Annotated in this window: 27 protein-coding genes; 10 read left to right on the top strand and 17 right to left on the bottom strand. The window is 69.9% G+C overall.

Translation table 11 applies throughout. The features are described from left to right. Window positions 1–2: 2 nt before the first annotated feature. The 7 genes from topA to ruvX all read right to left on the bottom strand — a co-directional run bounded on the left by topA (window position 3) and on the right by ruvX (window position 7,946). Entirely contained in the window at window positions 3–2,603 is a 2,601-nt protein-coding gene (gene topA, locus ACK4YQ_RS11200) for a type I DNA topoisomerase (RefSeq protein ID WP_409611372.1), read from the bottom strand. Window positions 2,604–2,729: 126 nt separating this feature from the next. Beyond that, a complete protein-coding gene (gene dprA, locus ACK4YQ_RS11205) occupies window positions 2,730–3,842 on the bottom strand; it encodes a DNA-processing protein DprA (protein WP_409611374.1) in 1,113 nt (370 codons plus the stop codon). Further along, window positions 3,839–4,495 (bottom strand): glycerol-3-phosphate 1-O-acyltransferase PlsY, encoded by a 657-nt coding sequence (gene plsY / locus ACK4YQ_RS11210; RefSeq protein WP_409611376.1) that lies wholly within the window; start codon window positions 4,493–4,495, stop codon window positions 3,839–3,841. The genes dprA and plsY overlap by 4 nt, the downstream gene beginning before the upstream one ends. A 75-nt stretch (window positions 4,496–4,570) precedes the next feature. Further along, entirely contained in the window at window positions 4,571–5,863 is a 1,293-nt protein-coding gene (gene pyrC / locus ACK4YQ_RS11215; protein ID WP_409611378.1) for a dihydroorotase, read from the bottom strand. Then, a complete protein-coding gene (locus ACK4YQ_RS11220) occupies window positions 5,860–6,450 on the bottom strand; it encodes a TIGR00730 family Rossman fold protein (RefSeq protein WP_409611380.1) in 591 nt (196 codons plus the stop codon). Before ACK4YQ_RS11220 ends, pyrC begins: the two co-directional genes overlap by 4 nt. Then, window positions 6,450–7,427: an aspartate carbamoyltransferase catalytic subunit gene (locus ACK4YQ_RS11225; RefSeq protein ID WP_409611382.1), complete on the bottom strand. Its 978-nt coding sequence runs from the start codon at window positions 7,425–7,427 to the stop codon at window positions 6,450–6,452. The genes ACK4YQ_RS11220 and ACK4YQ_RS11225 overlap by 1 nt, the downstream gene beginning before the upstream one ends. A 42-nt stretch (window positions 7,428–7,469) precedes the next feature. After that, on the bottom strand, window positions 7,470–7,946 hold the full coding sequence (ruvX, locus tag ACK4YQ_RS11230; RefSeq protein WP_409611384.1) for a Holliday junction resolvase RuvX: 477 nt from the start codon (window positions 7,944–7,946) through the stop codon (window positions 7,470–7,472). A gap of 119 nt (window positions 7,947–8,065) precedes the next feature. Here ruvX and ACK4YQ_RS11235 point away from each other — a divergent pair, with 119 nt between their 5' ends. The 5 genes from ACK4YQ_RS11235 to gatA all read left to right on the top strand — a co-directional run bounded on the left by ACK4YQ_RS11235 (window position 8,066) and on the right by gatA (window position 11,554). Beyond that, a complete protein-coding gene (locus ACK4YQ_RS11235; RefSeq protein ID WP_409611386.1) occupies window positions 8,066–8,488 on the top strand; it encodes a helix-turn-helix domain-containing protein in 423 nt (140 codons plus the stop codon). Then, window positions 8,485–9,339 (top strand): alpha/beta fold hydrolase, encoded by an 855-nt coding sequence (locus tag ACK4YQ_RS11240; protein ID WP_409611388.1) that lies wholly within the window; start codon window positions 8,485–8,487, stop codon window positions 9,337–9,339. Before ACK4YQ_RS11235 ends, ACK4YQ_RS11240 begins: the two co-directional genes overlap by 4 nt. Then, window positions 9,336–9,716, top strand: a complete 381-nt coding sequence (locus ACK4YQ_RS11245; RefSeq protein ID WP_409611390.1) for a DUF4180 domain-containing protein — start codon at window positions 9,336–9,338, stop codon at window positions 9,714–9,716. The genes ACK4YQ_RS11240 and ACK4YQ_RS11245 overlap by 4 nt, the downstream gene beginning before the upstream one ends. 78 nt (window positions 9,717–9,794) lie before the next feature. Beyond that, window positions 9,795–10,082: an Asp-tRNA(Asn)/Glu-tRNA(Gln) amidotransferase subunit GatC gene (gene gatC / locus ACK4YQ_RS11250; protein WP_409611392.1), complete on the top strand. Its 288-nt coding sequence runs from the start codon at window positions 9,795–9,797 to the stop codon at window positions 10,080–10,082. Further along, entirely contained in the window at window positions 10,082–11,554 is a 1,473-nt protein-coding gene (gene gatA / locus ACK4YQ_RS11255) for an Asp-tRNA(Asn)/Glu-tRNA(Gln) amidotransferase subunit GatA (protein WP_409611394.1), read from the top strand. The genes gatC and gatA overlap by 1 nt, the downstream gene beginning before the upstream one ends. 45 nt (window positions 11,555–11,599) lie before the next feature. On the opposite strand, the gene ACK4YQ_RS11260 is transcribed toward gatA, so the two are convergent. Next, window positions 11,600–11,929 carry a hypothetical protein gene (locus ACK4YQ_RS11260; RefSeq protein WP_409611396.1) on the bottom strand — a complete coding sequence of 110 codons (330 nt, stop codon included), beginning with the start codon at window positions 11,927–11,929 and terminating at the stop codon, window positions 11,600–11,602. A 120-nt stretch (window positions 11,930–12,049) separates the two neighbouring features. On the opposite strand from ACK4YQ_RS11260, the gene gatB reads away from it, so the two are divergent. Beyond that, window positions 12,050–13,513, top strand: a complete 1,464-nt coding sequence (gene gatB, locus ACK4YQ_RS11265; RefSeq protein ID WP_409611398.1) for an Asp-tRNA(Asn)/Glu-tRNA(Gln) amidotransferase subunit GatB — start codon at window positions 12,050–12,052, stop codon at window positions 13,511–13,513. A 55-nt stretch (window positions 13,514–13,568) separates the two neighbouring features. Here the strand turns inward: gatB and ACK4YQ_RS11270 are convergent, their stop codons facing one another. Then, complete coding sequence (locus ACK4YQ_RS11270; protein WP_409611400.1) at window positions 13,569–14,045, bottom strand: RcnB family protein; 477 nt, start codon at window positions 14,043–14,045, stop codon at window positions 13,569–13,571. A 285-nt stretch (window positions 14,046–14,330) separates the two neighbouring features. Here ACK4YQ_RS11270 and ACK4YQ_RS11275 point away from each other — a divergent pair, with 285 nt between their 5' ends. Next, window positions 14,331–14,606 carry a sel1 repeat family protein gene (locus tag ACK4YQ_RS11275; protein ID WP_409611402.1) on the top strand — a complete coding sequence of 92 codons (276 nt, stop codon included), beginning with the start codon at window positions 14,331–14,333 and terminating at the stop codon, window positions 14,604–14,606. A gap of 16 nt (window positions 14,607–14,622) precedes the next feature. Here the strand turns inward: ACK4YQ_RS11275 and ACK4YQ_RS11280 are convergent, their stop codons facing one another. Both ACK4YQ_RS11280 and ACK4YQ_RS11285 read right to left on the bottom strand, forming a co-directional pair. Continuing rightward, window positions 14,623–15,345 (bottom strand): polysaccharide biosynthesis/export family protein, encoded by a 723-nt coding sequence (locus tag ACK4YQ_RS11280; protein ID WP_409611404.1) that lies wholly within the window; start codon window positions 15,343–15,345, stop codon window positions 14,623–14,625. Window positions 15,346–15,379: 34 nt separating this feature from the next. Continuing rightward, window positions 15,380–16,153 (bottom strand): SDR family NAD(P)-dependent oxidoreductase, encoded by a 774-nt coding sequence (locus ACK4YQ_RS11285; protein WP_409611406.1) that lies wholly within the window; start codon window positions 16,151–16,153, stop codon window positions 15,380–15,382. Window positions 16,154–16,334: 181 nt separating this feature from the next. On the opposite strand from ACK4YQ_RS11285, the gene ACK4YQ_RS11290 reads away from it, so the two are divergent. From ACK4YQ_RS11290 to ACK4YQ_RS11300, 3 genes are all read left to right on the top strand, one after another. After that, window positions 16,335–17,810: a GumC family protein gene (locus tag ACK4YQ_RS11290; RefSeq protein WP_409611408.1), complete on the top strand. Its 1,476-nt coding sequence runs from the start codon at window positions 16,335–16,337 to the stop codon at window positions 17,808–17,810. 66 nt (window positions 17,811–17,876) lie between these two features. After that, the gene (locus ACK4YQ_RS11295) at window positions 17,877–18,578 is read left to right on the top strand and encodes a sugar kinase (protein WP_409611410.1); all 702 of its coding nucleotides are present in this window, start codon (window positions 17,877–17,879) and stop codon (window positions 18,576–18,578) included. Further along, window positions 18,575–19,840 (top strand): O-antigen ligase family protein, encoded by a 1,266-nt coding sequence (locus ACK4YQ_RS11300; RefSeq protein WP_409611412.1) that lies wholly within the window; start codon window positions 18,575–18,577, stop codon window positions 19,838–19,840. Before ACK4YQ_RS11295 ends, ACK4YQ_RS11300 begins: the two co-directional genes overlap by 4 nt. 3 nt (window positions 19,841–19,843) lie before the next feature. Here ACK4YQ_RS11300 and ACK4YQ_RS11305 read toward each other — a convergent pair whose 3' ends face one another. The 6 genes from ACK4YQ_RS11305 to ACK4YQ_RS11330 all read right to left on the bottom strand — a co-directional run bounded on the left by ACK4YQ_RS11305 (window position 19,844) and on the right by ACK4YQ_RS11330 (window position 25,852). Beyond that, a complete protein-coding gene (locus ACK4YQ_RS11305) occupies window positions 19,844–20,611 on the bottom strand; it encodes a polysaccharide deacetylase family protein (RefSeq protein ID WP_409611414.1) in 768 nt (255 codons plus the stop codon). Next, window positions 20,611–21,540, bottom strand: a complete 930-nt coding sequence (locus ACK4YQ_RS11310; protein WP_409611416.1) for a glycosyltransferase family 2 protein — start codon at window positions 21,538–21,540, stop codon at window positions 20,611–20,613. The genes ACK4YQ_RS11305 and ACK4YQ_RS11310 overlap by 1 nt, the downstream gene beginning before the upstream one ends. Continuing rightward, window positions 21,537–22,982 carry a lipopolysaccharide biosynthesis protein gene (locus tag ACK4YQ_RS11315; protein ID WP_409611418.1) on the bottom strand — a complete coding sequence of 482 codons (1,446 nt, stop codon included), beginning with the start codon at window positions 22,980–22,982 and terminating at the stop codon, window positions 21,537–21,539. The genes ACK4YQ_RS11310 and ACK4YQ_RS11315 overlap by 4 nt, the downstream gene beginning before the upstream one ends. Before the next feature lie 94 nt (window positions 22,983–23,076). Beyond that, entirely contained in the window at window positions 23,077–24,609 is a 1,533-nt protein-coding gene (locus ACK4YQ_RS11320; RefSeq protein ID WP_409611420.1) for an exopolysaccharide biosynthesis polyprenyl glycosylphosphotransferase, read from the bottom strand. A gap of 550 nt (window positions 24,610–25,159) precedes the next feature. Then, entirely contained in the window at window positions 25,160–25,603 is a 444-nt protein-coding gene (locus tag ACK4YQ_RS11325) for a VanZ family protein (RefSeq protein WP_409611422.1), read from the bottom strand. 72 nt (window positions 25,604–25,675) lie between these two features. Further along, on the bottom strand, window positions 25,676–25,852 hold the full coding sequence (locus ACK4YQ_RS11330) for a hypothetical protein (protein ID WP_409611424.1): 177 nt from the start codon (window positions 25,850–25,852) through the stop codon (window positions 25,676–25,678). Between the last annotated feature and the right edge of the window lie 174 nt (window positions 25,853–26,026).

Here is a 26,026-nt window from a genome sequence, read left to right on the forward strand (position 1 = left end):
CCCTAGGCGCTTGCGGCCTTCTTGGCCGGCGCCTTCTTCGCCTTCGGGGCGGCTTTCGCCTTGGCCTTGGCGGCTGGCTTGGCCGCCTTGGCGGGCTTCTTCTTAGCGCCGCCGGCCTTGGCTTCCCGTTCGGTGATCAGCTTGACGGCTTCCTCGAGGGTGATCGCCTGGGGATCGGTTCCCTTCGGCACGTTCGCGTTGGTGGAGCCATGCTTGATGTAGGGGCCGTAGCGGCCTGACAGCACGCGCACCGGCTGTCCGTCCCCCGGGTGCGCGCCGAGTTCCTTGAGCGCCGCCGCCTCGGCCCGCCGGCCCTTGCCGCCCGCACGCTTCTGGGCGAGCAGGTCCACCGCGCGGTTCAGCCCGACTTCGAACACCTCGTCAGCGTTGTCGAGATTGGCGTAGGTCCCGTTGTGCTGGACGAAGGGGCCGTAGCGGCCGATCCCGGCGAGAATCTTCTCCCCGTCTTCGGGATGGACGCCGACCTCCCGGGGCAGGCGCAGCAGTCGCAGCGCCTTTTCCAGGTCCATGGCCGCCGCCGGCCAGGCCTTGGGCAGGCTGGAGCGCTTGGGCTTTTCGCCCTCGCCGAGCTGCACATAGGGGCCGAAGCGTCCAGCCTTGAGGAAGACGGTCAGCCCGGTTTCCGGATCGACGCCCAGTTCGCGGTCGCCGTTCTGGGCTTCGGCCTCCTCGCCGTCCGGCGCCGCCAGCGGTCGGGTGTAGCGGCATTCGGGATAGTTGGAGCAGCCGATGAACGCGCCGAACTTGCCGGTCTTCAGCGACAGGCGGCCCGAGCCGCAGGTGGGGCAGACGCGCGGATCGACCCCGTCGCCCTTGTCGGGGAAGATGTGCGGACCCAGGGCCTCGTTCAGCGCCTCGAGCACATTGGTGACGCGCAGCTCGGCGATCCCGCCCACGGCGGCGTGGAAGTCGTTCCAGAACTCGCGCAGCAGCGCCTTCCAGTCGAGTTCGCCGGCGGAGACGAGGTCGAGCTTGCCTTCCAGATCGGCGGTGAAGTCGTACTCGACGTACTTCCTGAAGAACTCTTCCAGGAATGCGGTGACCAGCCGCCCCTTGTCCTCGGGAATGAAGCGGTTCTTCTCCATCCTGACATAGGCCCGGTCCCGCAGCACGGTCAGGATCGAGGCGTAGGTCGAGGGGCGGCCGATGCCGAGCTCCTCCATCTTCTTGACGAGGCTGGCTTCGGAGTAGCGGGGCGGCGGTTCGGTGAAGTGCTGGTCGGCGCGGGCGGCCAGGACGCGGGCGTCGGCGCCCTCTCGCACCTGGGGCAGGCGCCCGCCTTCCTCGTCGTCGGCGTCGTCGCGGCCCTCCTCGTAGACGGCGAGATAGCCGTCGAACAGGACGACCTGGCCGGTGGCCCGCAAGCCCGTGCGGCCGTCGGCGCTCTCCAGTTCGATGGTGGTCCGCTCGATACGGGCGGCTTCCATCTGGGACGCGATCATGCGCTTCCAGATCAGCTCGTAGAGGCGGCCAAGGTCCGGATCCAGGCGCAGCGACCCGGGATTGCGGGCCAGGCTCGTCGGACGGATCGCCTCGTGCGCCTCCTGGGCGTTCTTGGCCTTGGTCTTGTAGATGCGCGCGCCGTCGGGAACATAGTCCTTGCCGTAGAGCCCGGCGATGACCTGGCGGGCCTCGTCGATCGCCTCCGGCGCGGCCTGGACGCCGTCGGTCCGCATGTAGGTGATCAGGCCGACGGTCTCGCCGCCGATGTCCACGCCTTCATAGAGCTTCTGAGCCGCCTGCATGGTCCGCTGCGCGGAGAAGCCGAGCTTGCGGGCGGCTTCCTGCTGCAGGGTCGAGGTGGTGAAGGGCGGGGCGGGCGAGCGCTTGCCCGGCTTCTTCTCGACGGCGGCGACGCGAAAGCTCGCGGCCTTGACCGCGGCCTGGGCGGCCTGGGCGGCGGTCTCGTCGGCGAGGTCGAACTTGGTGAGTCGCTTGCCTTCGTGCTTGACCAGGCGCGCCAGGAACGGGTCGCCGCCGGCCGAGACGTCGGCTTCGACCGTCCAGTATTCCTGCGTCCTGAACCGTTCGATTTCGATCTCGCGATCGACGATCAGGCGTAGGGCCACCGACTGGACCCGCCCGGCCGAACGGGAGCCCGGAAGCTTGCGCCACAGCACAGGCGACAGCGTGAAGCCCACCAGATAGTCGAGCGCCCGCCGCGCCAGATAGGCGTCCACCAGTTCCATGTCGATCTGGCGCGGATGCTTCATCGCCTCGGTCACCGCCGACTTGGTGATGGCGTTGAAGACCACGCGTTCGACCTTGGCCGTCTTGAGGGCGCGCTTCTTCTGCAGCACCTCCAGCACGTGCCAGGAGATCGCTTCGCCCTCGCGGTCCGGGTCGGTGGCCAGGATCAGCCTGTCGGCGCCCTTGGCGGCTTCGGCGATATCGTTGAGACGCTTGGCCGCCTTGGCGTCGACGTCCCAGGACATAGCGAAGTCTTCGTCCGGGCGCACCGAGCCGTCCTTGGCCGGCAGGTCGCGGACATGGCCGTACGACGCCAGGACCGTGAAGTCCGAGCCCAGGTATTTGTTGATGGTCTTGGCCTTGGCGGGGCTTTCGACGACGACGACGTTCATGCGCTGTCTTTGGACAATCCGCGGGCGGATCGCCCGAAACGAGAGGGCGCGAAAGGTGTGGCGGGCGAGGCCCCCTGTCAACGGCGCATCCGATACCCGCGGTCGCTGAGTTCGCGCGCGGCGCGATCAGGGCTCGCCGCGAACCACCCACCCGCCCGGCAGCAGCTCAGCTCGGCCCGCAAGCGACAGCTCCACCAGCGCGGCGGCGACCGCGCCGGCGCTGGCGGATGTGGACCGGACGATCTCGTCGCGTGAGACCGGGGTGGGGGACAGGAGTTCGGCGATCCTGACCCCGAGGGCCGACGCCTCGCCCTCGTCCAGGTCGCGGGCGGTTGGCGGCGCGAGGTAGCGGCGCTCGCGCTCCCGCACGCCTGACAGCCCCTCAAGGGCCCGCAGGACATCCTCGACGCCCTCGCACAGGGCCGCGCCCTGGCGGATCAGGTCGTTCGTCCCCTTGGCGCGCGGGTCGAGGGGCGAGCCGGGCACCGCCAGCACCTCGCGGCCCTGCTCGGCGGCCAGGCGCGCGGTGATGAGGGAGCCGGACCGGATTTCGGCCTCGACGACGACGACGGCGCGGGACAGTCCGGAGATGATGCGGTTGCGCCGAGGAAAGTCGCGGGCCTGCGCCTTCCAGCCGGGCGCGCTTTCCGAGACCACGCACCCCATCTCGGCGATCCTCGCATGGAGCTCGCGGTGCTCGGGCGGATAGACGTCGGCGACGCCGCCGCCGAGCACGGCGATCGTGCCGTAGGGAAGGGCGCCCTCGTGCGCCGCGCCGTCGATGCCGCGCGCTAGACCGGAGACCACGACGTGGCCGGCCTGGCCGAGGTCGGCCGCGAGGCCCCGTGCGAAGCGCTGGCCGGCGGCCGAGGCGACGCGGGCGCCGACCACCGCGACGGCGGAGCGGTCGAGCAACTCGGCGCGGCCGAGCGCCCATATCACCGGGGGCGGGGGATCCAGCGCGGCGAGCGCCTGGGGAAACGCAGGCTCGCAGGCGCAGACCAGCGTCGCCCCGATCGCCTCGCCGGCGGAAAGCTCAGCCCGGACCTCGTCTTCGGAGGGGATCTTCAGCCCGGCCGTGCGCCCCCCGCGACGGGCGAGGTCGGGAATGGCGGCGAGGGCGCTCGAGGCGTCGCCGAACCGCGAGACGAGCTGGTCGAAGGTGACCGGCCCGACATTCTCCGTCCGCGCCAGGCGCAGCCACGCCAGGCGCTCGGCGTCGGACAGCGACGGTGTCACGCGGCCGGATCCGGGGCCGGTTCCTTCTTCTTGTCGCCGATGCGCGGCTCCTCGCCCTTGAGCAGACGCCGGATGTTGTCGATGTGACGAATGTAGATCAGCACCGCCATGAACACCGCCAGCACGGCGATCGGATGCGGCCGGTCGGTCATGAACACGAACACCGGCGCCAGGGCGGCCGCGGCGAGGGCGGCCAGCGAGGAGATCCGAAAGATCACGGCGAAAGCGATCCAGGCCAGGCCGGCCAGGATCCCGACGGGCCAGGCGGCGGCGAGCAGGGTGCCGAAGAAGGTGGCCACCCCGCGCCCGCCCTTGAAGCCGAGCCAGACCGGAAAGATGTGGCCCAGGAACGCCGCGCCGCCGGCCAGGGAGGTTAGCACGGCCTGGGCGGCCTCGCCGGCGTCGCGAGTGAACCACCAGGCCAGGAAGACGGCCAGGGCGCCCTTGCCGCCGTCGCCCAGGAGGGTGATGAGCGCTAGGTCCTTGCGGCCGGTGCGCAGGACATTGGTGGCCCCGATGTTGCCCGAGCCGATGTTGCGCACGTCCCCCGCGCCGCCCAGCTTGGTGGCGATGACGCCGAAGGGAATGGAGCCCAGCAGGTAGCCGCCCCCCAGGGCGACGGCCAGCTGGAGCTGGGTGAGGTTCTCGAACATAGGCGTGTCCCCCTGATGTGCGCCGAGTCCTAGCGCCTAGGCCGATCGGCCGCCAGCGCGCTTAGCGGGCGGAGGTCAGGCGCTGTGCACCACGCGGCCGTCCACCAACGTCATGCGCACCACCCCCTGCAGGCGGCGGCCGTCGAACGGCGAGTTCTTCGATTTGGAGATCAGGGCGGCGGCGTCGATCACCTGGGGCGCATCGAGGTCGCAGAGCACCAGGTCGGCGGGCGCGCCCTTGCTCAGCCGTCCGGCGTTGAGGCCGAGCAGGTCGGCCGGCCTCTGGGTGACGCAGCGGACGAGGTCGATGAGCGGGATGCGGCCGTCATGATGAAAGGCGAGGAGGGCGGGGAGCAGGGTCTGCAGACCGACGGCGCCGGGCGCGGCCTCGTCATAGGGCAGGCGCTTGTCCTCGGCCGGGGCAGGCGCATGGGCGGAGACGACGATGTCGATGAGGCCCGTCGCCAAGGCCTGGATGGTCGCCTGGCGGTCGCTCTCGCCGCGCACGGGCGGGTCCCACTTCAGGAAGGTTCGGTAGTCGCCGATGTCCAGTTCGTTGAAGGACAGGTGATTGATCGAGGTGGTGGCGACGACGCCAAGTCCCTTCGCCTTGGCCCGCTCCAGGCTTTCCAGGGCGCAGGCCGTCGTGATCTGGTCGACCAGCAGGCGGCCGCCGGTGAGTTCGGCCAGCGCCAGGTCGCGCTCGAGCATGATCTTCTCGGCCGCCGGCGGCACGCTCGGCAGGCCCATGCGCCCGGCGAACTCGCCTTCGGTCGCCGCGGCGCCGGCCCCCAGCCACGGGTCCGCCGGGCGGTGGGCGACCAGGGTATCGAAGCCCTTGGCGTAGGCCAGCACCCGCCGGAGGACCTTGGAGTTCACGATCGGCCGGTCGGCGTCGGTGACATAGAGGCAGCCGGCCTCGCGCATCAGGCCGATCTCGGCCATCCGCTCGCCCTTGGCGCCCTTGGTGGCCGCGCCGGCGGGGTAGACGTGCACCAGTTCGATGTCGCGGGCGCGGCGTAGGATGAAGTCCACCACAGAGGGCTCGTCCACCACGGGATCGGTGTCAGGCTGCAGCACGATTGAGGTGACGCCGCCGGCCGCGGCGGCGCGGGAGGCGGACTTCAGGGTCTCCTTTGTCTCGGCGCCCGGTTCACCCGACTTCACGCGGATGTCCACGAGGCCTGGGGACAGCATGGCGCCGCGGCCGTCGATCACCTCGACGTCGGCGCCCAGGGTTCCGAGGTCATGGCCTTGCGCGACCTCGGCGATCCGCCCGTCGCGCACCAGCAGCGTGCCCGGGCCGTCCCAGCCTGATGCCGGATCCACCAGGCGGACGTTCGTGAAGGCGACGGGGCGGGCGGTCATAGCTGGGCGCGTCCGATCCATTTCTCGACGAGCGGGGGCTCATAGGCGGCCAGCGTGTCCAGCATGGCGTCGGCGTCGTCGGTGACGACGAGCATGTCGCGGTGCGCCTCCTGCAGAAAGGCCTCCGCAACCGCGTGCCGGAAGAAGGCCGACAGGGCGTCGTAGTAGCCGGCCACGTTGAGCAGTCCGACGGGCTTGCGATGGAAGCCCAGCTGGCCCCAGGTCCAGACCTCGAAGACTTCCTCCATGGTGCCGATCCCCCCCGGAAGGGCGACGAAGGCGTCGGAAAGCTCGGCCAGCCGCGCCTTGCGCGTGTGCATGTCGGGCACGACCTCGAGGCGGCTGATCCGTGGGTGGCCGATCTCGCGCGCCATCAGCGCCTGCGGCATCACGCCGACCACCTCGCCGCCGGCCTCCAGGGCGGCGTCGGCCAAGGCGCCCATCAGGCCCACGTCGGCGCCTCCGTAGACGAGCCGCAGGCCGCGACGGGCGACCAGCTCGCCGAACGCGCGGGCGGCCTCCACGTAGGCCGGGCGCCGGCCAAAGTTGGCGCCGCAGAAGACGCAGACCGAGGTCAGCTCCGCCATCAGGCGTTTTCCAGGCGGGCGGCGAGCGAGGCCAGCACCGCCATGCGGGCCGCGACACCCATCTCAACCTGGTTCTGGATCAGGCTGACCGAAAGGTCGTCGGCCACGTCCGAATCGATCTCGACGCCGCGGTTCATCGGGCCCGGGTGCATCACCCGCACGTGCGGGGCGGCGTAGGCCAGCTTCTCGCGGTCCAGGCCGTAGAAGCGGAAATACTCACGCTGGGACGGCGCCATCACCCCGTCCATCCGCTCGAGCTGCAGGCGCAGCATCATGACAACGTCGCAGCCGGCGACGCCCTTGCGCATGTCATGGAAGACCTGCACGCCCCAGCGGTCGGCCTCCGACGGCATCAGGGTCGGCGGGCCGACCAGGCGGACCTCGGCGCCCATCATCTGCAGAAGGCCGACGTTCGAGCGCGCCACGCGGCTGTGCAGCACGTCGCCGCAGATCGCCACCTTCAGGCCCGCGATGCGGCCGAAGGCCCGACGCATCGACAGGGCGTCGAGGAGAGCCTGGGTGGGGTGTTCGTGCTGACCGTCGCCGGCGTTGACCACCGAGCAGGTGACCTTCTGCGACAGGAGGCTCGCGGCGCCGGAGGAGGCGTGGCGCACCACGAGCAGGTCCGGCTGCATGGCGTTCAGGGTCACGGCGGTGTCGATCAGGGTTTCCCCCTTGGAGATCGACGAGGACCGCGGGCTCATGTTGACCACATCCGCGCCCAGGCGCTTGCCGGCCAGCTCGAAGGAACTCTGGGTGCGGGTGGAGGCCTCGAAGAACAGGTTCATCAAGGTCCGACCCTTGAGCAGGTCGAGCTTCTTCGAGGTCTGGCGGTTGAGCGCCACGAAGCCGTCGGCGAGATTCAGGAGGTCGTTCACCTCCACCGGGTTGAGATCCACGACCGACAGGAAATGGCGCCGGGGGAACGGGAAGGTCCTGGCCAGGACCTCGGTCATTCCGGTGGGAAGCGCGCTCATCAAAGCGGCGTCATAGGCGGCTTTGCGCGGGGAGGGAAGGCCTCAGCCGCCGAGCGCGCGGAGGCGCTCCAGCGCCCCCTGCAGGATCCACCCGGCGGCCATGGAATCCACCAGCTCGGCGCGGCGGGCGCGGCTGGCGTCCATCTCTTCGATGAGCACCCGATTGACCGCCATGGTCGACATGCGCTCGTCCCAGAAGGCGATCGGAAGATCCGGCCGCAAGCGCAGGAGATTGCGGGCGAAAGCGCGGTTGGACTGGCATCGCGCGCCTTCGGTTCCATCCATGTTGACCGGCAGGCCGATGACAACCCCCGCGCACTGGCGCTCGTCCATCACCTTGAACAAGGCTTCGGCGTCCTGGGTGAACTTCGTCTTGCGGATCGTCCTGATCGGCGTGGCCACTGTGCGGGTGGCGTCGGACACCGCGAGCCCGATGGTCTTCTCCCCCAGATCCAGCCCCACGAGCGCGCCGAAGCGGGGGAGCAGCGGAGCGAGTTCAGTAAGCTGGACGACGGCCATGGCTCTTCCTTAGCCCGGGGACGCCCCGCCGCGAAGCCGGCCGCGGGGGAACTCCGAAAACGACCCTATTGGACTCGAAATAGGGAGCAATAGGGTATACCCTTCACGGGGAGGCGCAGATGACCCAGGAACTCTATTCGGTAGAACAGGTGGCCGAGCGGCTCGGCCTGCACGTGCGCACCGTGCGCGGCTACGTCCGAACGGGACGACTGAGAGCCCAGAAGATCGGGAAGCAGTACCGGATAACCCGTGGCGACCTGGAGGCCTTCCTTGGCCCTGGGGCGGCGGGCCTGGCCGCCGTCCGCGCTCCGGAAGCCTCCTGCATCGTCGAGGTGGAGGAACTGGACCGCGAGGCGGCGATCCGGCTGGCGAATCTGGCCATGGCGTCGGCCAACGCCCACAAGCCGGGGGAGGGCTCCCTGCGGGTCGAGACAATCTACGACCCGCCGCGCGAGCGCATGAAGATCGTCGTCATCGGCAAGGTGGCGGCGTGCGCCGACTTCTTGCGCCTGATCGGCGCGTGGACGGAGAGGCGCCGATGAACCCGGCCTACAAGTCGGAGGCCGGACGAAAGGCGGTGGCGGCGGCCTATGCGGACCTCCTTGCCCACTGGCCGGTCCCGTGTGAATCCCTTCGCGTTCCGACCCGCGCCGGAGAGACCTTCGTCATCGCCAGCGGGCCGGCGGCGGCGCCGCCGCTTGTCCTTCTGCACGGGGCGCAGACCAATGCCGCCAGCTGGATGTTCGAGGCGGCGGCCTGGTCGGCCGATTTCCGGGTGTTCGCTGTCGACGTGATCGGCGAGCCGGGGCTGAGCGCCCCGGTCCGCCTCGATCTCGAGGGCGAAGCCCATGCGCTCTGGCTCGACGACATCCTAGCCGGGCTCGCCGTCGCCCGCGCGGCGTTCGTCGGAGTCTCCCTTGGCGGCTGGCTCGCCCTCGACTACGCCATCCGCCGTCCAGGGCGCGTGGAGGCGCTGGTCCTCATCGCGCCGGCCGGAATCGGCCCGCAGGTCAACGTCCTGGCGAAATTCTGGCCACTGCTGCTGCTCGGTCCCTTGGGCCATCGCCGGCTGCGCGACAAGGTCCTGGGGCCGCCGCCGGCGAAGCTCGGCGCGGACCAGCAGCGTCTGCTTGATTTCCTTGGTCTCGCCATGCGGCACGTGCGGCCGCGGATCGTGAAGATCCCGATCGCATCGGGCGCGGCGCTCGCCGCGCTGTCGATGCCGATCCTGGCGGTGCTCGGCGGCCAGGATGTCCTGATCGACACCGCGTCGATCCGTCGCCGGCTGGCGGACCTGCCGACGGCGCAAGTCCTGTGGCTGGAGGACGCCGGCCATTTCATCACCGGGCAGGCCGAGGCGATCCATCGGTTCCTGAAGGCGGTCCGCACATGAGCCCCGAGCTGCTGGTCATGGGGGGACAGCGGGTGCTCGTCTGCCCGGCGCAGGGCTCGGTCCTGTGCGGCGAGGCCGACGCGCTCGACCTCATCGGCCTCGCCATGGCGCAGGGAGCCGGATGGGTCGCCGCGCCGGTCGAGCGCCTTGGGAACGACTTCTTTCGCCTGGAGAGCCGCGTCGCCGGCGAGATGATCCAGAAGTTCGTGAACTACCGCGTTCGCCTGGCGATTGTCGGCGACCTTTCTGCTCCGCTCGCACGGAGCGGCGCCCTGCGGGACTTCGTCCATGAATCCAACAAGGGGCGGCACGTCTGGTTCGTGGAGGATATGCAGGCCCTGGCCGCGCGGCTGGCCGAGGCGTCGGACGGCGACTAAAGCGCCTTTTCTCGGCCGGCGCTTGTCAAAGGCGGCCCCACACGGCTAACCCCTGCCTCGAAGTATGAGGAGGGCCCCATGGCCATCGACGCGGCGACCGTTCGCAAGGTCGCCAAACTTGCGCGCATCGCCGAGGCCGAGGACCGGCTCGAGCCGCTGGCGAAGGAACTGTCCGGCATCCTGAACTGGATCGAGCAACTGAACGAGGTCGACACCGACGGCGTCGAGCCGATGACCTCGGCGGTGGCCATGCCGCTGCCGATGCGCGAGGACGTGGTGACCGACGGCGGCGACGCGGCCCGGGTGCTGTCCAACGCGCCCAAGAGCGTCGACGGTTTCTTCGTGGTGCCGAAGGTGGTCGAGTAATGAGCAATCTCACGTCCCTGACCCTGAAGGTCGCCCTGGACGGCCTGGCCGACAAGTCGTTCTCGTCGGTGGAGCTCACCCAGGCCCACGTGGAGGCGGTGGAAGCCGCGCGCGCCCTCAACGCCTTCGTCCTGGAAACGCCGGACAAGGCGCTGGAGATGGCCAAGGCCGCCGACGAACGGCGCGCCCGCGGCGAAGCCGGCGCCTTGGAAGGCGCCCCCCTCGGCGTGAAGGACCTGTTCTGCACCGAAGGCGTGCGCTCGACGGCGTGCTCCAACATCCTCAAGCCGTTCGTGCCGACCTATGAATCCACCGTCACCGCCAACCTGTGGCGCGATGGGGCGGTGATGCTCGGAAAGCTGAACATGGACGAGTTCGCCATGGGCTCGTCCAACGAGACCTCGGCGTTCGGGCCGGTGGTGAACCCCTGGCGACGCCAGGGCGCGAACGCGCCGCTGACCCCGGGCGGGTCATCCGGCGGCTCGGCAGCCGCCGTCGCCGCCGAGCTCTGCCTGGGCGCCACGGCCACAGACACCGGGGGCTCGATCCGTCAGCCGGCGGCCTTCACCGGCACGGTGGGGATCAAGCCGACCTACGGGCGCTGTTCGCGCTGGGGCGTGGTCGCCTTCGCCTCTTCACTCGATCAGGCGGGGCCCATCGCGCGGACCGTCGAAGACGCGGCGATCCTGCTCAAGTCCATGGCCGGCCACGATCCGAAGGACTCCACGAGCCTCGACGTCGAGACCCCCGACTTCCCGAGCTTCGTCGGCAAGTCGGTGAAGGGCCTCAGGATCGGGGTGCCCAGGGAGTACCGCGTCGACGGCATGCCCGCCGAGATCGAGGCGCTCTGGGAAAAGGGCATCGCCTGGCTGAAGGACGCCGGCTGCGAGGTCGTGGAGGTTTCGCTTCCGCACACCAAGTACGCCCTGCCGGCCTACTACATCGTCGCGCCGGCCGAGGCCTCGTCGAACCTGGCCCGCTATGACGGCATGCGCTACGGCCTGCGGGTCGATGGCGCCAACCTGACCGAAACCTACGAGAACACCCGCGCCGAGGGCTTCGGGACCGAGGTGAAGCGGCGGATCCTGATCGGCACCTATGTGCTCTCGGCCGGCTACTACGACGCCTACTATCTCAAGGCGCTGAAGGTGCGCCGCCGGATCGCCGACGACTTTGAGCAGGCGTTCGGCAAGGTGGACGCCTTGCTGACGCCGACGGCGCCAAGCGCGGCGTTCGGCCTGGGCGAGAACGCCGACGATCCGATCGCCATGTACCTGAACGACATCTTCACCGTGACGGTGAACCTGGCGGGCCTGCCCGGCATGAGCCTGCCGGCCGGGGTTGACGCCAACGGCCTGCCGCTGGGCCTGCAACTGATCGGCCGGGCCCTGGACGAGGGCACCCTGTTCTCACTGGGCGGGGCGCTGGAAAAGGCCGCGGACTTCAAGGGCCGGCCGCAGCGCTGGTGGTGAGGCCGTGGGACGAAGGCCTGGGCGGCCTTCGTCCGGCCTTCGGGCTCAATGCTTGGCCAGGGCGTCCAGGTCGGCCTGGATGGCGGTCAGCTTCGCATCGTCAAGCACGCCTTCGGACATCGGCTCGACCTGGCGAAGGGTCATGCCCTTGAACATGTCGTAGGAGGGGTGCTCGGCGACGCCGGGGACGTGCTTGTCGAGGACGGCCTTGGTGGCGGGATTGTCCACCAGCTCGAAGATCGGGGTGGACTCGACGGAGGCCGCGGCGTGGGCGGCGGCCGGCGCGGGAGCGGGCGCCGATTCGTCGGCCATGGCGACGCCGGCGCCGAGGGCCAGCGAAAGGCCGGCGAGGCCGGCGAGGAGCGTTCTCTTCATGATGCGTTTCCTTGTTTCCCGGTGTCGGGCGGCGCCGAGGAAGCCTCTTCGCCGGGGCTCGCGCAAGGCTTTTCATCGGGGTGGCTTTCGCAACCGCGCGAGCCCATCTAGAAGGCGGACATGACTGAGAACACCAAGCTGATCCAGGGCCGCACCGGCCCGTGGGAAGTCGTCCTGGGCCTGGAGGTGCATGCCCAGGTGGCTTCGAACGCCAAGCTCTTCTCGGGCGCCGCCGTGGGCTTCGGCGCGGGACCGAACCAGCAGGTCAGCCTGGTGGACGCGGCCATGCCCGGCATGCTGCCGGTGATCAATCGACGCTGCGTGGAGCAGGCGGTGCGCACCGGCTTGGGCCTGAAGGCGCAGATCAACCTGAAGAGCCGCTTCGACCGGAAGAACTACTTCTATCCGGACCTGCCGCAGGGCTATCAGATCAGCCAGTTCAAGGACCCCATCGTCGGCGAGGGGGAGGTCATCGTCGAGCGCGACGACGGCACGACGTTCACTGTGCGGATCGAGCGCCTGCACCTGGAGCAGGACGCGGGCAAGAGCCTGCACGACCAGGACCCGAACGCCACCTACGTCGACCTGAACCGGGCGGGCACGGCGCTGATGGAGATCGTCTCGCGGCCGGACATGCGCTCGGCCGAGGAGGCGGCGGCCTATGTGAAGAAGCTGCGGACCATCCTTGTCTACCTCGGCACCTGCGACGGCGACATGGAGAAGGGCAATCTGCGCGCTGACGTGAACGTCTCCGTGCGCCGGCCCGGCGGCGAACTGGGCACGCGCTGCGAGATCAAGAACGTCAACTCCTACCGCTTCATCCAGCAGGCGATCGAGTACGAGGCCAGGCGTCAGATCGAGATCCTGGAGGACGGGGGCACGATCGACCAAGAGACCCGCCTGTTCGACCCGAACAAGGGCGAGACGCGGTCGATGCGCTCGAAGGAAGAGGCGCACGATTACCGCTACTTTCCCGATCCGGACCTTCTGCCGCTGGAGCTGGACCCCGCCTGGGTGAAGGCGATCGAGGCCTCGTTGCCGGAACTGCCGGACGCCAAGAAGGCGCGCCTGCAGAGCGAATACGGCCTGAGCGCCTATGACGCCGGCGTGCTGGTGTCCGACGCTGCGCGCGCCGATTTCTTCGAGGCCGCGGCTAAGGGGCGCGACGCCAAGCTGGTGGCCAACTGGGTGACCAACGACCTGGCGGCCAAGCTGACCGCGGGTGGCCACGACATCGGCGACAGCCCCATTTCGGCCGCCGAGATCGCCGAGCTGGTCGCATTGATCGAAGAGGACGTCATCTCCTCCAAGATCGCCAAGGACGTGTTCGAGCGGATGTGGGCCGGCGAGGGCCGCCCGCGGGAAATCGTCGAGAAGCAGGGCCTGCAGCAGGTGTCGGACACCGGCGCCCTGGAGAAGATCATCGAGGACCTGATCGCCGCCAACCCCGGCCAGGCCGCCGCGGTGAAGGACAAGCCGCAGGCCATCGGCTGGTTCGTCGGCCAGGTGATGAAGGCGACCGGCGGCAAGGCCAACCCGGGCGCGGTCAACCAGCTGCTGAAAGCCAAGCTCGGCGTCGACTAGGTCGTGCGAGGCCCTCCCGGCGCCGGGAGGGCCTCGTCTGCGCGAGCGCTTCGGCCTAGTTGTTGATGATCTCCATGATCAGGCCGGTGGCCAGGGCTACCAGCAGATAGTCGTCGCCCACCTGATGCCACGCGTAGCCCCGCGGCGGCGGGCGCAGGTGGTGGCTGCGGTAGTCGGTGATCACGTAGCCGCGATAGGTGGGCGGCAGGCGGCCGCCGCGGCGCCAGGCGACATACCCTGGGCGGTAGTAGGGATTGCCGTAGTAGCTGGCCGGCGGCGGGCCATAGTGCCATGCGTTGCGGTAGTAGTAGCCGTTGTAGCGCCTGCCGTCCCAGCGGCCGTGGTGGCGGCGGTCCCAGCGGTCCTCACGCCGATCCCACCGGTCCTCGCGACGGTCCCAGCGGTCTTCGCGCCGATCCCAGCGGTCCTCCCGGCGATCCCACCTCGGGTCGGCCTGGGCCGCGCTCGCCGACATGGCGATGGGTGCGGCGACCGCGGCGGCGACGGCGAGACTCATGACGAGACGTTTCATGGTCTTCTCCTGGTCTTGCCCGGCAGGCCGGGCTCATCCCCCGATCTCCCGCAAAGGATGAGAGCCGCCGCCTGAACTGACGCTGAATGCGGCAGTCATGTCCGGGGAGCGCCACATGTCCGCTCGGCGTCTCGCACGCCTGCGCCCGGGCGGCGAGGCTTGCGACAGCGAGGCGTCGCGGGGCTTAACCATATGTTCAGGCCGGATCGATTTCTCTTGCCCCATGGATGATTGCGCGCAGCTCCAGAACGGGGCGCGAGGCGATCGGAGAGGGGACTGAAGACGATGCCTGCGAGCATTGAAACGGGGAACGCCGAAGGCCTGCCGCTGCCGGATCCGAACGCGACCGGCGACGAGCTCTTCCGGCTGGGGCTGCTCTATTCGACGGGGCAGGGCGGTGCGCCGCTGGACTATGTGTCCGCGCACATGCTGTTCAACCTAGCCGCCATGCGCGGTTCCATGGAGGCGAAGGTCTACCGCAAGGAACTGAGCCAGGAGATGGCCTCCGAGGAGGTCGCCGAGGCCCAGCGCGCCGCGCGCGAATGGCTCGCCCACGGCTGAGGCGCCCCCCAGGGCCTCAGGGGTTCTGGTCGTTGAGCGCGTAGCTGAAGCCGAACTGAATCGGCGACAGGTCGCGGAAGTACTGCTGAACGAACAGCCCCGCATTGGCCACGCCGCTGCGGGGCACGTAGACGATATCGAAGCGGCGCAGCGGCACCAGGTCCTGCGTCGGGTTCGCGAGCCCCCTCAACAGATCCGTCCGGCGCATCATGCCGGTCCCGTCCGGCCCGCGGCGGATGATGATCACGCTGGAGCGGTCGGCGCTGGTCTTGAAGCCGCCGGCCTGGATGACGGCGCGCAGGGCGTCGGCGTCGCCGGCCATGTCGTAGATGCCGGGATTGCCCACCTCGCCGCCCACGAACACCTTCAACGGCGCGGCCTTGGCTGAGACATAGACCTCCGGACGCAGGAGCTCGCGCGAATAGGCGGCCGCGAGCGCCGCCTGGACTTCCTCCCCCGTACGGTCGGCCGCCATCACCGGGGCGATCAGGGGCAGGGCGATGCGTCCGTCGGGCTGAACAGTCACGGTCTTGGAGAGCTCAGGCGCGGAGGGCACCGTAACCTCCAGCTCGTCCCCCGGATAGAACCGGTACGGCGGCTCGTAGTCGCTCCAGGTGGCGTAGGGGATGTCGGTGAAGGCCGTCGCCTCCGCGCGCGGCCTCTCGCCGCCGGCGCATCCCGCCAGGGCGAGGCTCGCCGTCAGAATTGCAGGCAGGGCGCAGGCCACGACTCGACGCATGGCCGCCAGGATAGCGCGTATGCCTAATGCCGCGTTAACGGGTCTGTCCGCCGTCGACCGGCAGAACTGCCCCTGTGATGAAGCTGGCGAGCGGCGACAGGAGGAACGCCGCCGGCGCGCCGATCTCGTCCGGCCGGCCGAAGCGCTGCATCGGCACCTCGCGCCGAACCCAGCGGTTCCATGCCTCGGCCCGCTCGCCGCTCGACCGCTGTTCCCACTCTCCGCCGGGAAAGATGATGTTTCCTGGGGCTATGGCGTTGACCCGCACGCCCTTCGGACCGGCGATGCGCGCCAGTTCCTTGGCCAAGTGGTTCATGCCGGCCTTGGCGGTGCCGTAGGTGAGAGGCGTACCCAACGCCCCCAGGCCGGCGATCGAACTGATGAACAGGATCGACCCCGCGCCGCGCTGCTCCATTCGGCGGTAGGCGCCGCGCGCCAGCCGCCAGGCCGAGTCGAGGTTCTGGGCGAAGCCTGCATCCCAGGTGTCGTCGTCCACGCCTGCGCCCGGCGGGCAGGGATGAAGACCCACGTTGGCGACCGCTCCCCACAGCGGGCCGAGGGCCGTCTCGGCCTCGGAGAGGGCCTGTTCGATGGTGTCGGTCGCGCGCATGTCGCCGGCCATGGCCCACAGCGCGTCGTCGCCGTATCGGGCCGCCAGACGCGCTCGCGTGGCTTCCAGCGCGTCTGCGCCGCGCGCGGTAATCGCCACCCGCGCGCCTTCGGCTAGACAGGCCTCGACGATTCCCAGGCCTATGCCCCGGCTGGCGCCGGCGACGAAAATGGTCCTGCCCTTGAGCCCGAGATCCATGGCGTCCCTCCTTTTCAGGCTCCGTGATGCACAGGTGATGGAGGGGGAAGCAAGGCCGCACCCCCGCCGCTTCGCCCCCGCGCCGTGGTATGGGTAACGAGTCGTTAATCGGGCGGGGCGAGGGTCGCTCCATCGAGGCTCGATCGATCGGATTCCCATGGCCGCGCCCGGCGCTTGGACATTGAGGCGAGATGCGTCGTCCGGCTCGGCCTGGGCGAGCCGCCCGCGCTATGCGCCGGCGGACTTCGTCACGCTGCTGTGGCGCGAGCGGTTCCTGATGGCCGCGGTTTTCGCGGTGCTGTTCGTCCTGGGCATGGCCGCTGCCTTCAGCATGAAGACCACCTATCCGGCCTACGCCAGCGTCCTGGTGCGCCTTGGACAGGAGTACGTCTACGAACCCCGCGCCGGCGACGCCGCCCGCGGCGCCGTGCCCGACAGCGACCAGGTGATCCAGTCTGAGACCGAAATCCTCGGCAGCGCCCAGCTCAAGGACAAGGTGATCCAGCGCCTGGGGCTGGCCCGCATCTATCCGGAGCTCGCCAAGAAGTACGCGACAGCCAAGCCGGACGAGCAGCGCGAGATCATGGGCGCGGCGCAGCGGGCGCTGGAACAGAACCTGGCGATCGAGACCGCGCCCGACACGCCGATCATCCGGGTCGGCTTCAAGCATAGGGATCCGCAGTCCGCGGCCCTGGTGCTGAACACGCTGCTGGAGGAATACCTGATCTTCCGGCAGGGGATCCTGGGCGACAGCTCCTCGCCGGTGCTCGAGCAGCAGCGGCTGGCGTTCGAGAGCCGGCTGGCCGCGGCCGACGCGGCCTACGAGGACTTCCTCAACATGAACCGCATCGGCGACTTCGTGGCCGAAAAGGCCTCGCTGTCGCAGCTCCAGGCGCAGATCGAGCAGCAGAAATTCCAGGTGGAAGCCCAGCTTCAGGACCGGACCGGGCGGCTTTCCGCCCTTGATCGGCAGTTCGCCCAGGTCTCGCCGGAAGTCGGCCTCTACAGGGACGTGAACCCCGCCGGCGCGGACAAGCTGGTCGAGCTGAAGGTGCAGAGGGAGGACCTCCTGTCCCGCTACAAGCCCGACGCGCGGCCCGTACAGGAGCTCGACGCGCAGATCGCCCACATGGAGCGGGCGGTGGCCGAGGGGCGGACCCGGGGCGACAGCGCCCGGCGCTTCGGGGTCAATCCGGTCTACCAAACCCTGCAGACCGAGAAGATCCAACTGGCTTCGGAGGTGGCGGCCCTGCGCCAGCAGCAGGCCGCCCTGGCGGGGCAGCTCGAGCAGGTGCTGCAACGGCGCCTGCGCCTGGCCGAACTCGAGCCGAGGTTCCAGGCGCTCAGCCTCGACCGCGACGTGCTCCAGGCCAACGTGCGCGATTTCGCCGTCAAGGAAGAGCAGAGCCGTGCCGCCCAGCAGATCGCGGCCCAGACCAACGACAACATCCGCATCGTCGCGCGGGCCTTGCCGCCCACCAAGGGATCGAGCCTGAAGAAGCCTGTCGCCATGCTGGCGCTGCTGTTCGCCGGCTTCACGGCGCTCTGCGTGGGCCTGGTCCGGATGTACCTGCGGCCGGGGCTGCCCACCCCGCGCGCGGCGGCCCGCACCCTGGACCTGCCCGTGCTGGCCTCCGCACGGCTGAAGCAGGCGTGAGCGCGCGGTTCGCGGGATCGCCGGATGCGCTAGCCTGCGCGTCTTAGGCGTGTGGCGATTCGAGGCATGGTGGACTTAAGCGTCGAGGCAACCGAGCTTTGGGCGTCGCTCGGCGCCCGGCGGCCGGGCCGTGGGCGCACGCTCCAGTTCGTCGCGGCGCGGCGGGGAGAGGGCGTCTCGACCCTGGCGCGGGAATTCGCCCTGGTCGCCGCCCGACGCGGCGGGCTCTCCGTCTGGCTGGTCGACCTGGACCTGATGGCCGGTCCTCAGTATGCGGCCGTCCAGGCCGGCGCGAAGCGCTATGGCGACCTGGGGCCGGCCCTGGCCGCAAGTCCCGACGGCTCCATGTTCTTCGCGGTCGAGCCGCCGACCCTGAACGCGGAGGGACGCGCGACCCCCGCGGCGAGCTATCTGCACGCCCATCAGGTCGGCGACGCCCGATGGTGGGTGACGCGCTTCCGCCGGGAGGCGCTGAGCGGCGAGCAGGGCGTGCGCATCCTGCCAGAGCGGGACTACTGGAATGCGCTGCGCCAGCACGTCGACCTGATCGTCGTTGACTGTCCGTCGGCCGACCGCTCGCAGGCGGCGCTGACGGTGGCGCCCTCCATGGACCAGACCGTGCTGGTGGTGGCGGCCGACGAGCCCGACGTGCGCGCGCCGGCGGTGCTGCGCGACAGTCTCGTGGCGGCGGGGGCCGAGATCGCGGGCCTGTTCTTCAACCGCAGCGCCATCGACGAACCGGCGTTCCTGAAGGCCATCCTGCCATGACCCAGGCGGCCCTGGGACGCCCCGCGGCGCCCACGGCCCGGCGCGTCACGGCCTGGGATGTGGCCGCCTGCAGCGCGGCGGCCCTGCTGTTCCTGATCTACAGCCAGTTCTGGGTCTTCCCCCTGTTCGGCGAGACGATGAGCCTCGCCACGGGCGGGATCGTCCGGATGCTGTATCTGCCCGCCTATGCGGCAGGCTTCGTGCTGCTGGCGCTGTCGCCGCGGGAGACCTGGACCGCGTCGCTTCGTCAGCCCTTCCTGCTGATCCTCCTCGCGATCGCCGCCGCCTCGGTGTTCTGGTCCATCTCCCCGGACCAGACGGTGCGGCGCATCATCGCCATCGCCTGCACGACCCTGGGCGCTGTGGTGATGGCCGCGCGCTGGCGATGGGCGCCCCTGAGCGAACTGCTCGGCGCCTGTTTCGCCCTGCTGGCCGTAGGGTCGCTGCTGGTCTGCGTGGCCGCGCCTTCGATCGGCGTGATGAGCGAGCTGTTCCCCGGCGCCTGGCGCGGCCTGTGGCCGGAAAAGAACGCCCTTGGCGGCAACATGGCCCTGGGCTTCGTGGTGCTGGCGGCCGCCGGCGCCCTCAACCCGCGGCGGGCGAAGCTGTGGTGGGGCTTCGCCGCGCTCTGTCTGCTGCTGGTGCTGATGTCGACGTCGAAGACGTCCCTGGTCTCGCTGCTCGTCGGCCTGGCGGTCCTGGTGTTTGTCGCCCTGGCCCGGCGCGGCCCGGCCAGCGGGGTGGCGATGGTTTGGCTGGGCGTGGTCGGGGCCTTGGCGGCCGCGGGCGTCTTGCTGTTCGCCGCCGACGCGGTGTTTGACCTCCTGGGCAAGGACGCGACGCTGACCGGGCGCACGAAGATCTGGGCCGCGGCCATGCGCCAGATCGAGCAGCGGCCCTGGACCGGGTTTGGCTACGGCTCGGTGTGGGACGAGACCGGGGCCTGGGGGCCATTGCCCTGGATCGTCAAACAGGCCGGTTTCCGGCCGCAGCACGCGCACAATGCGTGGATCGAGCAATGGCTCGGCCTGGGGGTGTTCGGCCTGGCGGCCTTCGCCCTGATGTACCTTCAGGCCTTGGCCCTGGCGGCCGTGGCGATCTTCCGCGACCGTGGCGCCCTGCTGGCCGTGCCGTTCCTGGCGGTCTACAGCCTGATGACCCTGACCGAGAGCGTGGCGGTGACCTACCACGACTTCCGCTGGGTCCTGTTCGTGATCGTCGCCGTAAAGCTGGCCTGGCCGAACGAGCGGATCGCGCCCTGAGTCTCAAAGGCCGAGCCGGCGCGCCCCGTCGGCGACGGTGACCACCTCAAATCCGTGGGCGAGCGCCTCGTCCGTGAGGCGGCCGAGCGCATCGGGCGTGCAGCCCCAGGGCGACGGATCGGGCCGCACGTCGTGGGTGAAGAGGATCACCCAGGCGCCCTGCGCCTTGGCCTCGGCCAGCCAGCGGCGGGCGACGTTCTCGCCGGTCTCGCCCTCGATCCCCACGGCCGGGCACTGGTTGAGATCCGTTCCGCGGTTGATCACCCCGGGATGAAGCGCACGCAGCAGGGCGAAGCGGTCCCCAAGGGCGGCCTTGGGGCCGAACCCGACGTCGCCGTAGGGATAGGCGAAGGTCGTCGGCGGCTGCAGGCCCCAGGCGCGGAACGCCTCGGCGTTGCGTTCGACGTCCTGGACGGCCGCCGCGCCGTCCGCCCGTCCGCAATCCAGGTGCGAATAGGTGTGGCACGCCAGCTCATGCCCAGCCGCGGCGAGGGCTCGGTAGTCGTCCGGCCGGGCGCAGACGCCCATGGGCGCCTGCTGGCCGGCCAGGGCCGCGGAGACAAAATAGCACCCGCGCACGCCCCGGGCCTCCAGGATCGCCGCGCCGGCCTGAGCCGCCGTCAGCGGGGCGTCGTCGAAGGCGAACGAGACCATCGGCATCTTCGGGCCGGCCTGAAGCGGGCGTCGATGGGCAAGCCGGACGAGCCGGCGTCTCAGCTTGCCCTTGAGGCTGCGGTCGGGCTGGTAGGCGTCGGCGTAGCCCTGGGCCATCAGACCGCCTCCGCATAGAGGGCGGCGCGGTAAAGGCGCATGGCGAACGCGCGGGACGCCAGCGGGGCCCGCTCGAGCAGGGCGAACGCCTTGAGCGCCGGCCGCCAGAGTCCCCGGAGTGGAATCCGCTTCAGGATCATTGCGGCGCGATAGCTGGGATAGCCGGCGACGACCTGCGGATGGGCGGCGACGACGCGGGCGAAGTTGGCCGCGGACTGCTCGTACTTGGCCGCCATGGCCGGCGCCGTGTCGAGCCCGAGGTGGGTGGCGGGATTGTCGATGTGACGGATCGGCCAGCGGCGCGCCACCCGCATGCCCCACTCGACGTCCTCCCAGCCCCAGCCGGCGAAGCCCTCGTCGAAGGTCTCGGCCGCGAACACGTCGCGCCGGACCAGAAGGTTGGAGGTAAAGACATGCTTCTCCGGCGAAAGGTTGCGCGCGTCGGCGGGCAGGCAGTCGCTGTGCGTGGCCATCGCCCGGTGCAGGGCGTGCTCACGCCGGGGCGGAGCCTGCTTCAGCGAGAAGCCGCCAAAGGCGACGGCGGCGTTCTCTTCCATGGCGAGCCGGAGCCAGACCTGAAGGAAATCCGCGGAATCCGGCAGCATGTCGCTGTCCAGAAAGAGGAAATGGCCGCCCCTTGCATGACTGACGAGACGGTTGCGGCCCTTTGAGCGGCCTTCATTTCGATCCAGGGTGACCAAGCGCGCCGGCAGGGCCAGCCCGCTCACGACCGCGCCGACGTCCTCGGACAGCGCCGCATCCGCGCTGCCGTCGTCGAGGATGACGATCTCCGCCTCGGCAGGTCCGGCGTCCAGGGCCTGCAACAGGCGGCGCGGATCATCGCCCTTGAAGGGAATGAGCACCGACAGGGCCGGTCGGGCGTGGGCCCAGGCGCGGTTGTCGAGGATGTGTTCGGCCGATGGCGTCATGCGTGGACCTGCGACAGCCGGGCTTTCACCAGCGCCAGGGCGCGGCTGCGAAGGCCGCCCGCGTCGAGGACGGCGATCACCAGACCATAGACGCAGGCGCCCACGCCCGCCTTCAATGTCAGTTCGGCCAATCCGCCCCACGAGGGCATGCGCAGGACGACCAGCGCCATAATGGCGCTCGCCGCAGAGGCTTGGGCTAGCGCCGTCCACGGGATCGGCAGGGCCATGGCGCGCCGGCCGAGCAGGACGGAGGCCAGGAGCCCCAGCCCGTAGCTGGCGAGAGTGGCGTAGAGCGCGCCGTCCAGACCGAAGCGGGGGATCAGGACCAGGTTCAGGCCGAGGTTCGCCGCGGCGGGTACGCTCATGGCCCCCAGCAGAAGGCCCGTCCGTCGCCCGAGGGTGAACGCCTGGTGGAAGTAGTAGGTGGTGAGCCCCGCCAGCAGGCCGCTGGCGGCGATCCAGGGCGTGACGTGCGCGGCGCGCGCGCTGAGCGCCGGGCCGATCATCAGCTCCGACAGCGGCGAGGCGACGAGGCCCACCCCGACGGCCGCGGGCAAGGTCAACAGAAGCATGACCGCGGCCTGTTCCCGGGCGGCCGGGATCAGGGACGCGCGTCCGCCGCGCTCCAGGGCCATGACGAGCGCCGGGCCGCCAGCCGCGCCGAGCCAGATGAAGAGCACGTCGAGAGTTCGGTTCGCCAGGCTGTAGCCCGCGTGGTAGACGCCCACCGCTTCGGCGTCCAGGAGGGCGGCCAGCAGGAAGCGGTCGGTGCTGGACAGGACCAGCGCCAGGATCAGCGACAGGGCGACGGGCACGCCGAAGGCGGCGTGGGGGCGCAGCCGGCCGGCTTCGAACCGTCCCGGCCCCGCAAGGCGAAGTTCCGCCGGCCAACGCCAGACCAGGCAGGCCGCGGCGGCGAGTCCGAAGCCGATCAGCGGCGAAGCGCCGCCGAACCCGGCGAGGGCGAAGCCAGCGCCGAGGACGAAACCTCCGAGGGTCTGGGCGATGTCGAGGCTGGCTGCGCCGGCCACCTCGCCGGCGGCCCGCTGGCGCTCCTGCACCAGCTTGACGAAGGTGCGGGGCACGACCGAGACGAGGCCGGCGAGCACCGCGATCTTCAGGCCGGCGCCCATCGGCCACAGCAGGGCGACGCCGGCGACCAGCGGCAACACCAGAAGCAGCATCAGCCACGTGCGGAAGACGGTGGCGGCGTGGTCGGCGGTGCGTCCCTCGACCTCCGCCGAGGCCCAGAGCCGCGCCATGGCCGCCTCGTTCCACGTGAACAGCGCCGTGTGGGCGAGGCTCATCACCGCAAAGCCCAGGGCGTAGTCGCCGAACTGGCCGGGAGTGAGCAAGCGCGTGAACGTGACGATCGTGAGCAGGCCCACGACCCCCTGGACGATATTGACCGGCAGGTAGCCGAGCACCCCGCGCCAGAACATCCGTGGCCTTTCCTTGGCGGGCGCGCGCCCGTTCACTGCCCCTCAGGATGGCGGCGGACCCGTTTCAAGTTCCTGAAGCCAGCGAACGGGGCGCCTACCGCACCGCCTTGGAGTCGCCGAGCAGGCAGGGCAGGGTCATGGCCATGATGTAGAGGTCGAGCCAGAACGACTGACGCTCGATGTACTCGACGTCCAGGGCCACGCGCCGGCGCACCGCCTCGGGCGTGTCGACCGGCCCGCGGGAGCCGTGGATGGCGGCCCAGCCGGTCATGCCCGGCTTCATGCGGTGGCGATGGGCGTACTCGGCGACAAGACGGGCGGACTCGACGTCGCCGGTCATCATGCCGATGGCGTGGGGGCGCGGCCCCACGAGCGACATCTCGCCCTTGAGCACGTTCAGGAGTTGCGGCAGCTCGTCCAGGCTTGTGCGGCGGATGAAGCGGCCAACGCGGGTCACGCGGTCATCTTCGGCGCTGACCTGGCGCGTCGCCTTCAGGTCCTGGTCGGCGACCCGCATCGAGCGGAACTTCCAGACCACGATCTCTTCGTTGTTGAAGCCGTGCCGACGCTGGCGGAAGAGGATGGGGCCGGGGCTGTCGAGCCTCACGGCGAGGGCGATGCCCAGCATCACCGGCGTCGTGAGCACTAGGGCGATCACGCCGACGACGAGGTCCTGCATTCGCTTCACCAGGGCCCGTGCGTGGTCCATCGGCGGCCCGGAGATGTACGCCAGGGGGACGTCGGCGACCCGCGAGATCGCCGCCGCCTCGTCTCCGGACGGCTCTCCGTCCAGCAGCAGCGAGATCTCGTTCGGCAGGATGCGCAGCCGCTCGATCAGTTCGCGCACCCTGGGCCGGGCGGCGGCCGGCACGGTGATCACGATGCGGTCGACGTAGGGCATGATGCGATGGTCGAGCAGGGCGCGGGTGTTTCCGAGGACCGGCACGCCGCGGACTGAGCCCGGCACCCGGCCGAGCCGATCGTCGAACACGCCAAGGACGTTGACCTCGCGGCTCGCCAGCACGGCCTCGATCAGGCGTTCGGCCGCGCCCGTGGCGCCGACGATGACGATGTTGGGCACCAGCCGTCCATTGGCGCGCCAGCGGCGAACCAGGGCGAACCAGATCAGGTGCAGGCTGGTGATCATGGCCAGGGCGGCCGGGGCCCAGAGCAGGACGGCGTCAGCCAGTTCCTGGATGGGCGTGGACGGCGCCAGCGCCAGGTATCCGCAGGCGTGACCGACGATCACGGCGACCAGGACGCGGGACAGATGTTGAGCGAGGCTTTCGCGGCGCCCGAAATCGTAGGTCTTGAAGATCCCGAGGCAGGCCAGGACGCCAAGGCCGGTCGCAAGGAACGCAAGCCCCTGGACCGGGGAAGCGGCCTGCGACGCCAGAAGACTGAAACCGGCCAGGACGAGCGCGGCCGCATCGCCGAGTTGGAACAGGCGCGCGACCAGGCGGCCGTGCAGCCGCTCACGCGCCGGGGTCAGGCGCTCGGGACGGAAGGGGCCGCGCCGGTCCGCCGCCGATCCGGACGCCGCCCCTGGCGCGACGCCGGGCGGCTGGGCGGTACGAGTGGTCGGAGCCTCGCTGACGGGGGCGTTGAGCTTGGCGACTGGGGTCATCGACTCGGTGAACTGGCCTCGGCGACGGCACAATGCGTGTTCGGTCTGATTGTCCGGTTAATGCCCGTGGCGGCGCCGTGACGTCTGAACGCCTGGCTGCAGGTTCTCGTGTGAGTTGACGACAGAAGACAGTCCGATCCCGCAGGACAACAGTGCCTCTGCGGCGAGACGACGCCGCCGGACCCTGGCAGGGGGAGGTTCTGGTGAGCGAGATTCGATGGTCTCGGCTGGGTATGCTGGCCGTTTCAACAGCGTTGTGGGGCGTGGCGGCCTGGCTTGTCGCCGCGGTGTTGAAATTGAAGACCTAGGTGCAGGCGCGTGAACTTCGCTCCGCCGGGTCTATCGGGCCCAGAGACTGTATATCCACAGGCATAGGGATGTGAACAGCAGCGTCCAGATAAGGATGCGCAGGACGTTCCATGGCTGGGTGCGCCGAGCCACGGCAGGAGTCTTCGCGTAAAGATCGAACTTGGGCATGCTCGCCACCTACGATCCGCACGAAAGAAACTCTATCTTTTCAGGATGTAAGCTTCGTAAACGCGGCGCAGCTTCAGGAGCTGGCGGTTTCCGGAGCCGCAGGCGCGGGCCCGGCGGCGCGACGCTCGGCGCCGCGGCGCTCGACGGGACGGGCGTCGGGGGCGCGGGAGATCGAGCGCAGGGGTTCGATGAACGTCGGCGCCAGCACGGCGCAGGCGCCGAGGGCGTTGGCGAGGATGTCGCCGATGTCTGCGTCCCGCCCGCTCAGCGCCTGGGCGAGTTCGACGCCTGCGCCGGCAAGGATCGCCATGAAGGTCAGGTCGATCCGCCGCCGGTGCGGCAGGGCCAGGAACAGCAGGACGGTCAGCCCGTAGAAGGCGACGAAGTGGGCGGCCTTGTCCCAGGGGATCAGCGCTTCCTCGACGCCCTGGAAGGGACCGACCATGCCGATGGCGCAAACCGTTCCGCCCGCCACGAGCGCCACGCGGGCGAGGATATGAGGGGCGGGCAGGGGCATGGTTGACGTCTCCCCCGCCACCGATAGGAGCCACGCGTGAAGACTTCGTTGCCCAGAGACGCCGGGCCGGTCTCAGGCCGCGAACTGGCCGAGTAGCTTGGCGACGCCAGTCCAGAGGGCGACGTTCAAGATCAACGCCAGGGCCAGACGCCAGTTGAACAGTCCCGCGAAAGAACTGCTGCGCTGCAGCAGCTTCCCGCTGCGCCGCATGCGGGTATCAGTGTAGGACAGCGATACCATCGCCGACATCTCCTCCTTCGAAACCGAAACGTCTAGCGCCCGATTTCGTGCCACTGCCCCAGCGCGTTAACGATTGAAGCCAAAGTAGGCCTAATTTTGTCTGAGCCTTGTTCCTTTCGTCACTATGCGTCGCCTGCGCCGCATCGCCGCAGGCGCGGCGGCCGCTGCCCCATGGCGAAAGCC

Source organism: Phenylobacterium sp. (assembly GCF_046291545.1).
GTDB lineage: Bacteria > Pseudomonadota > Alphaproteobacteria > Caulobacterales > Caulobacteraceae > Phenylobacterium.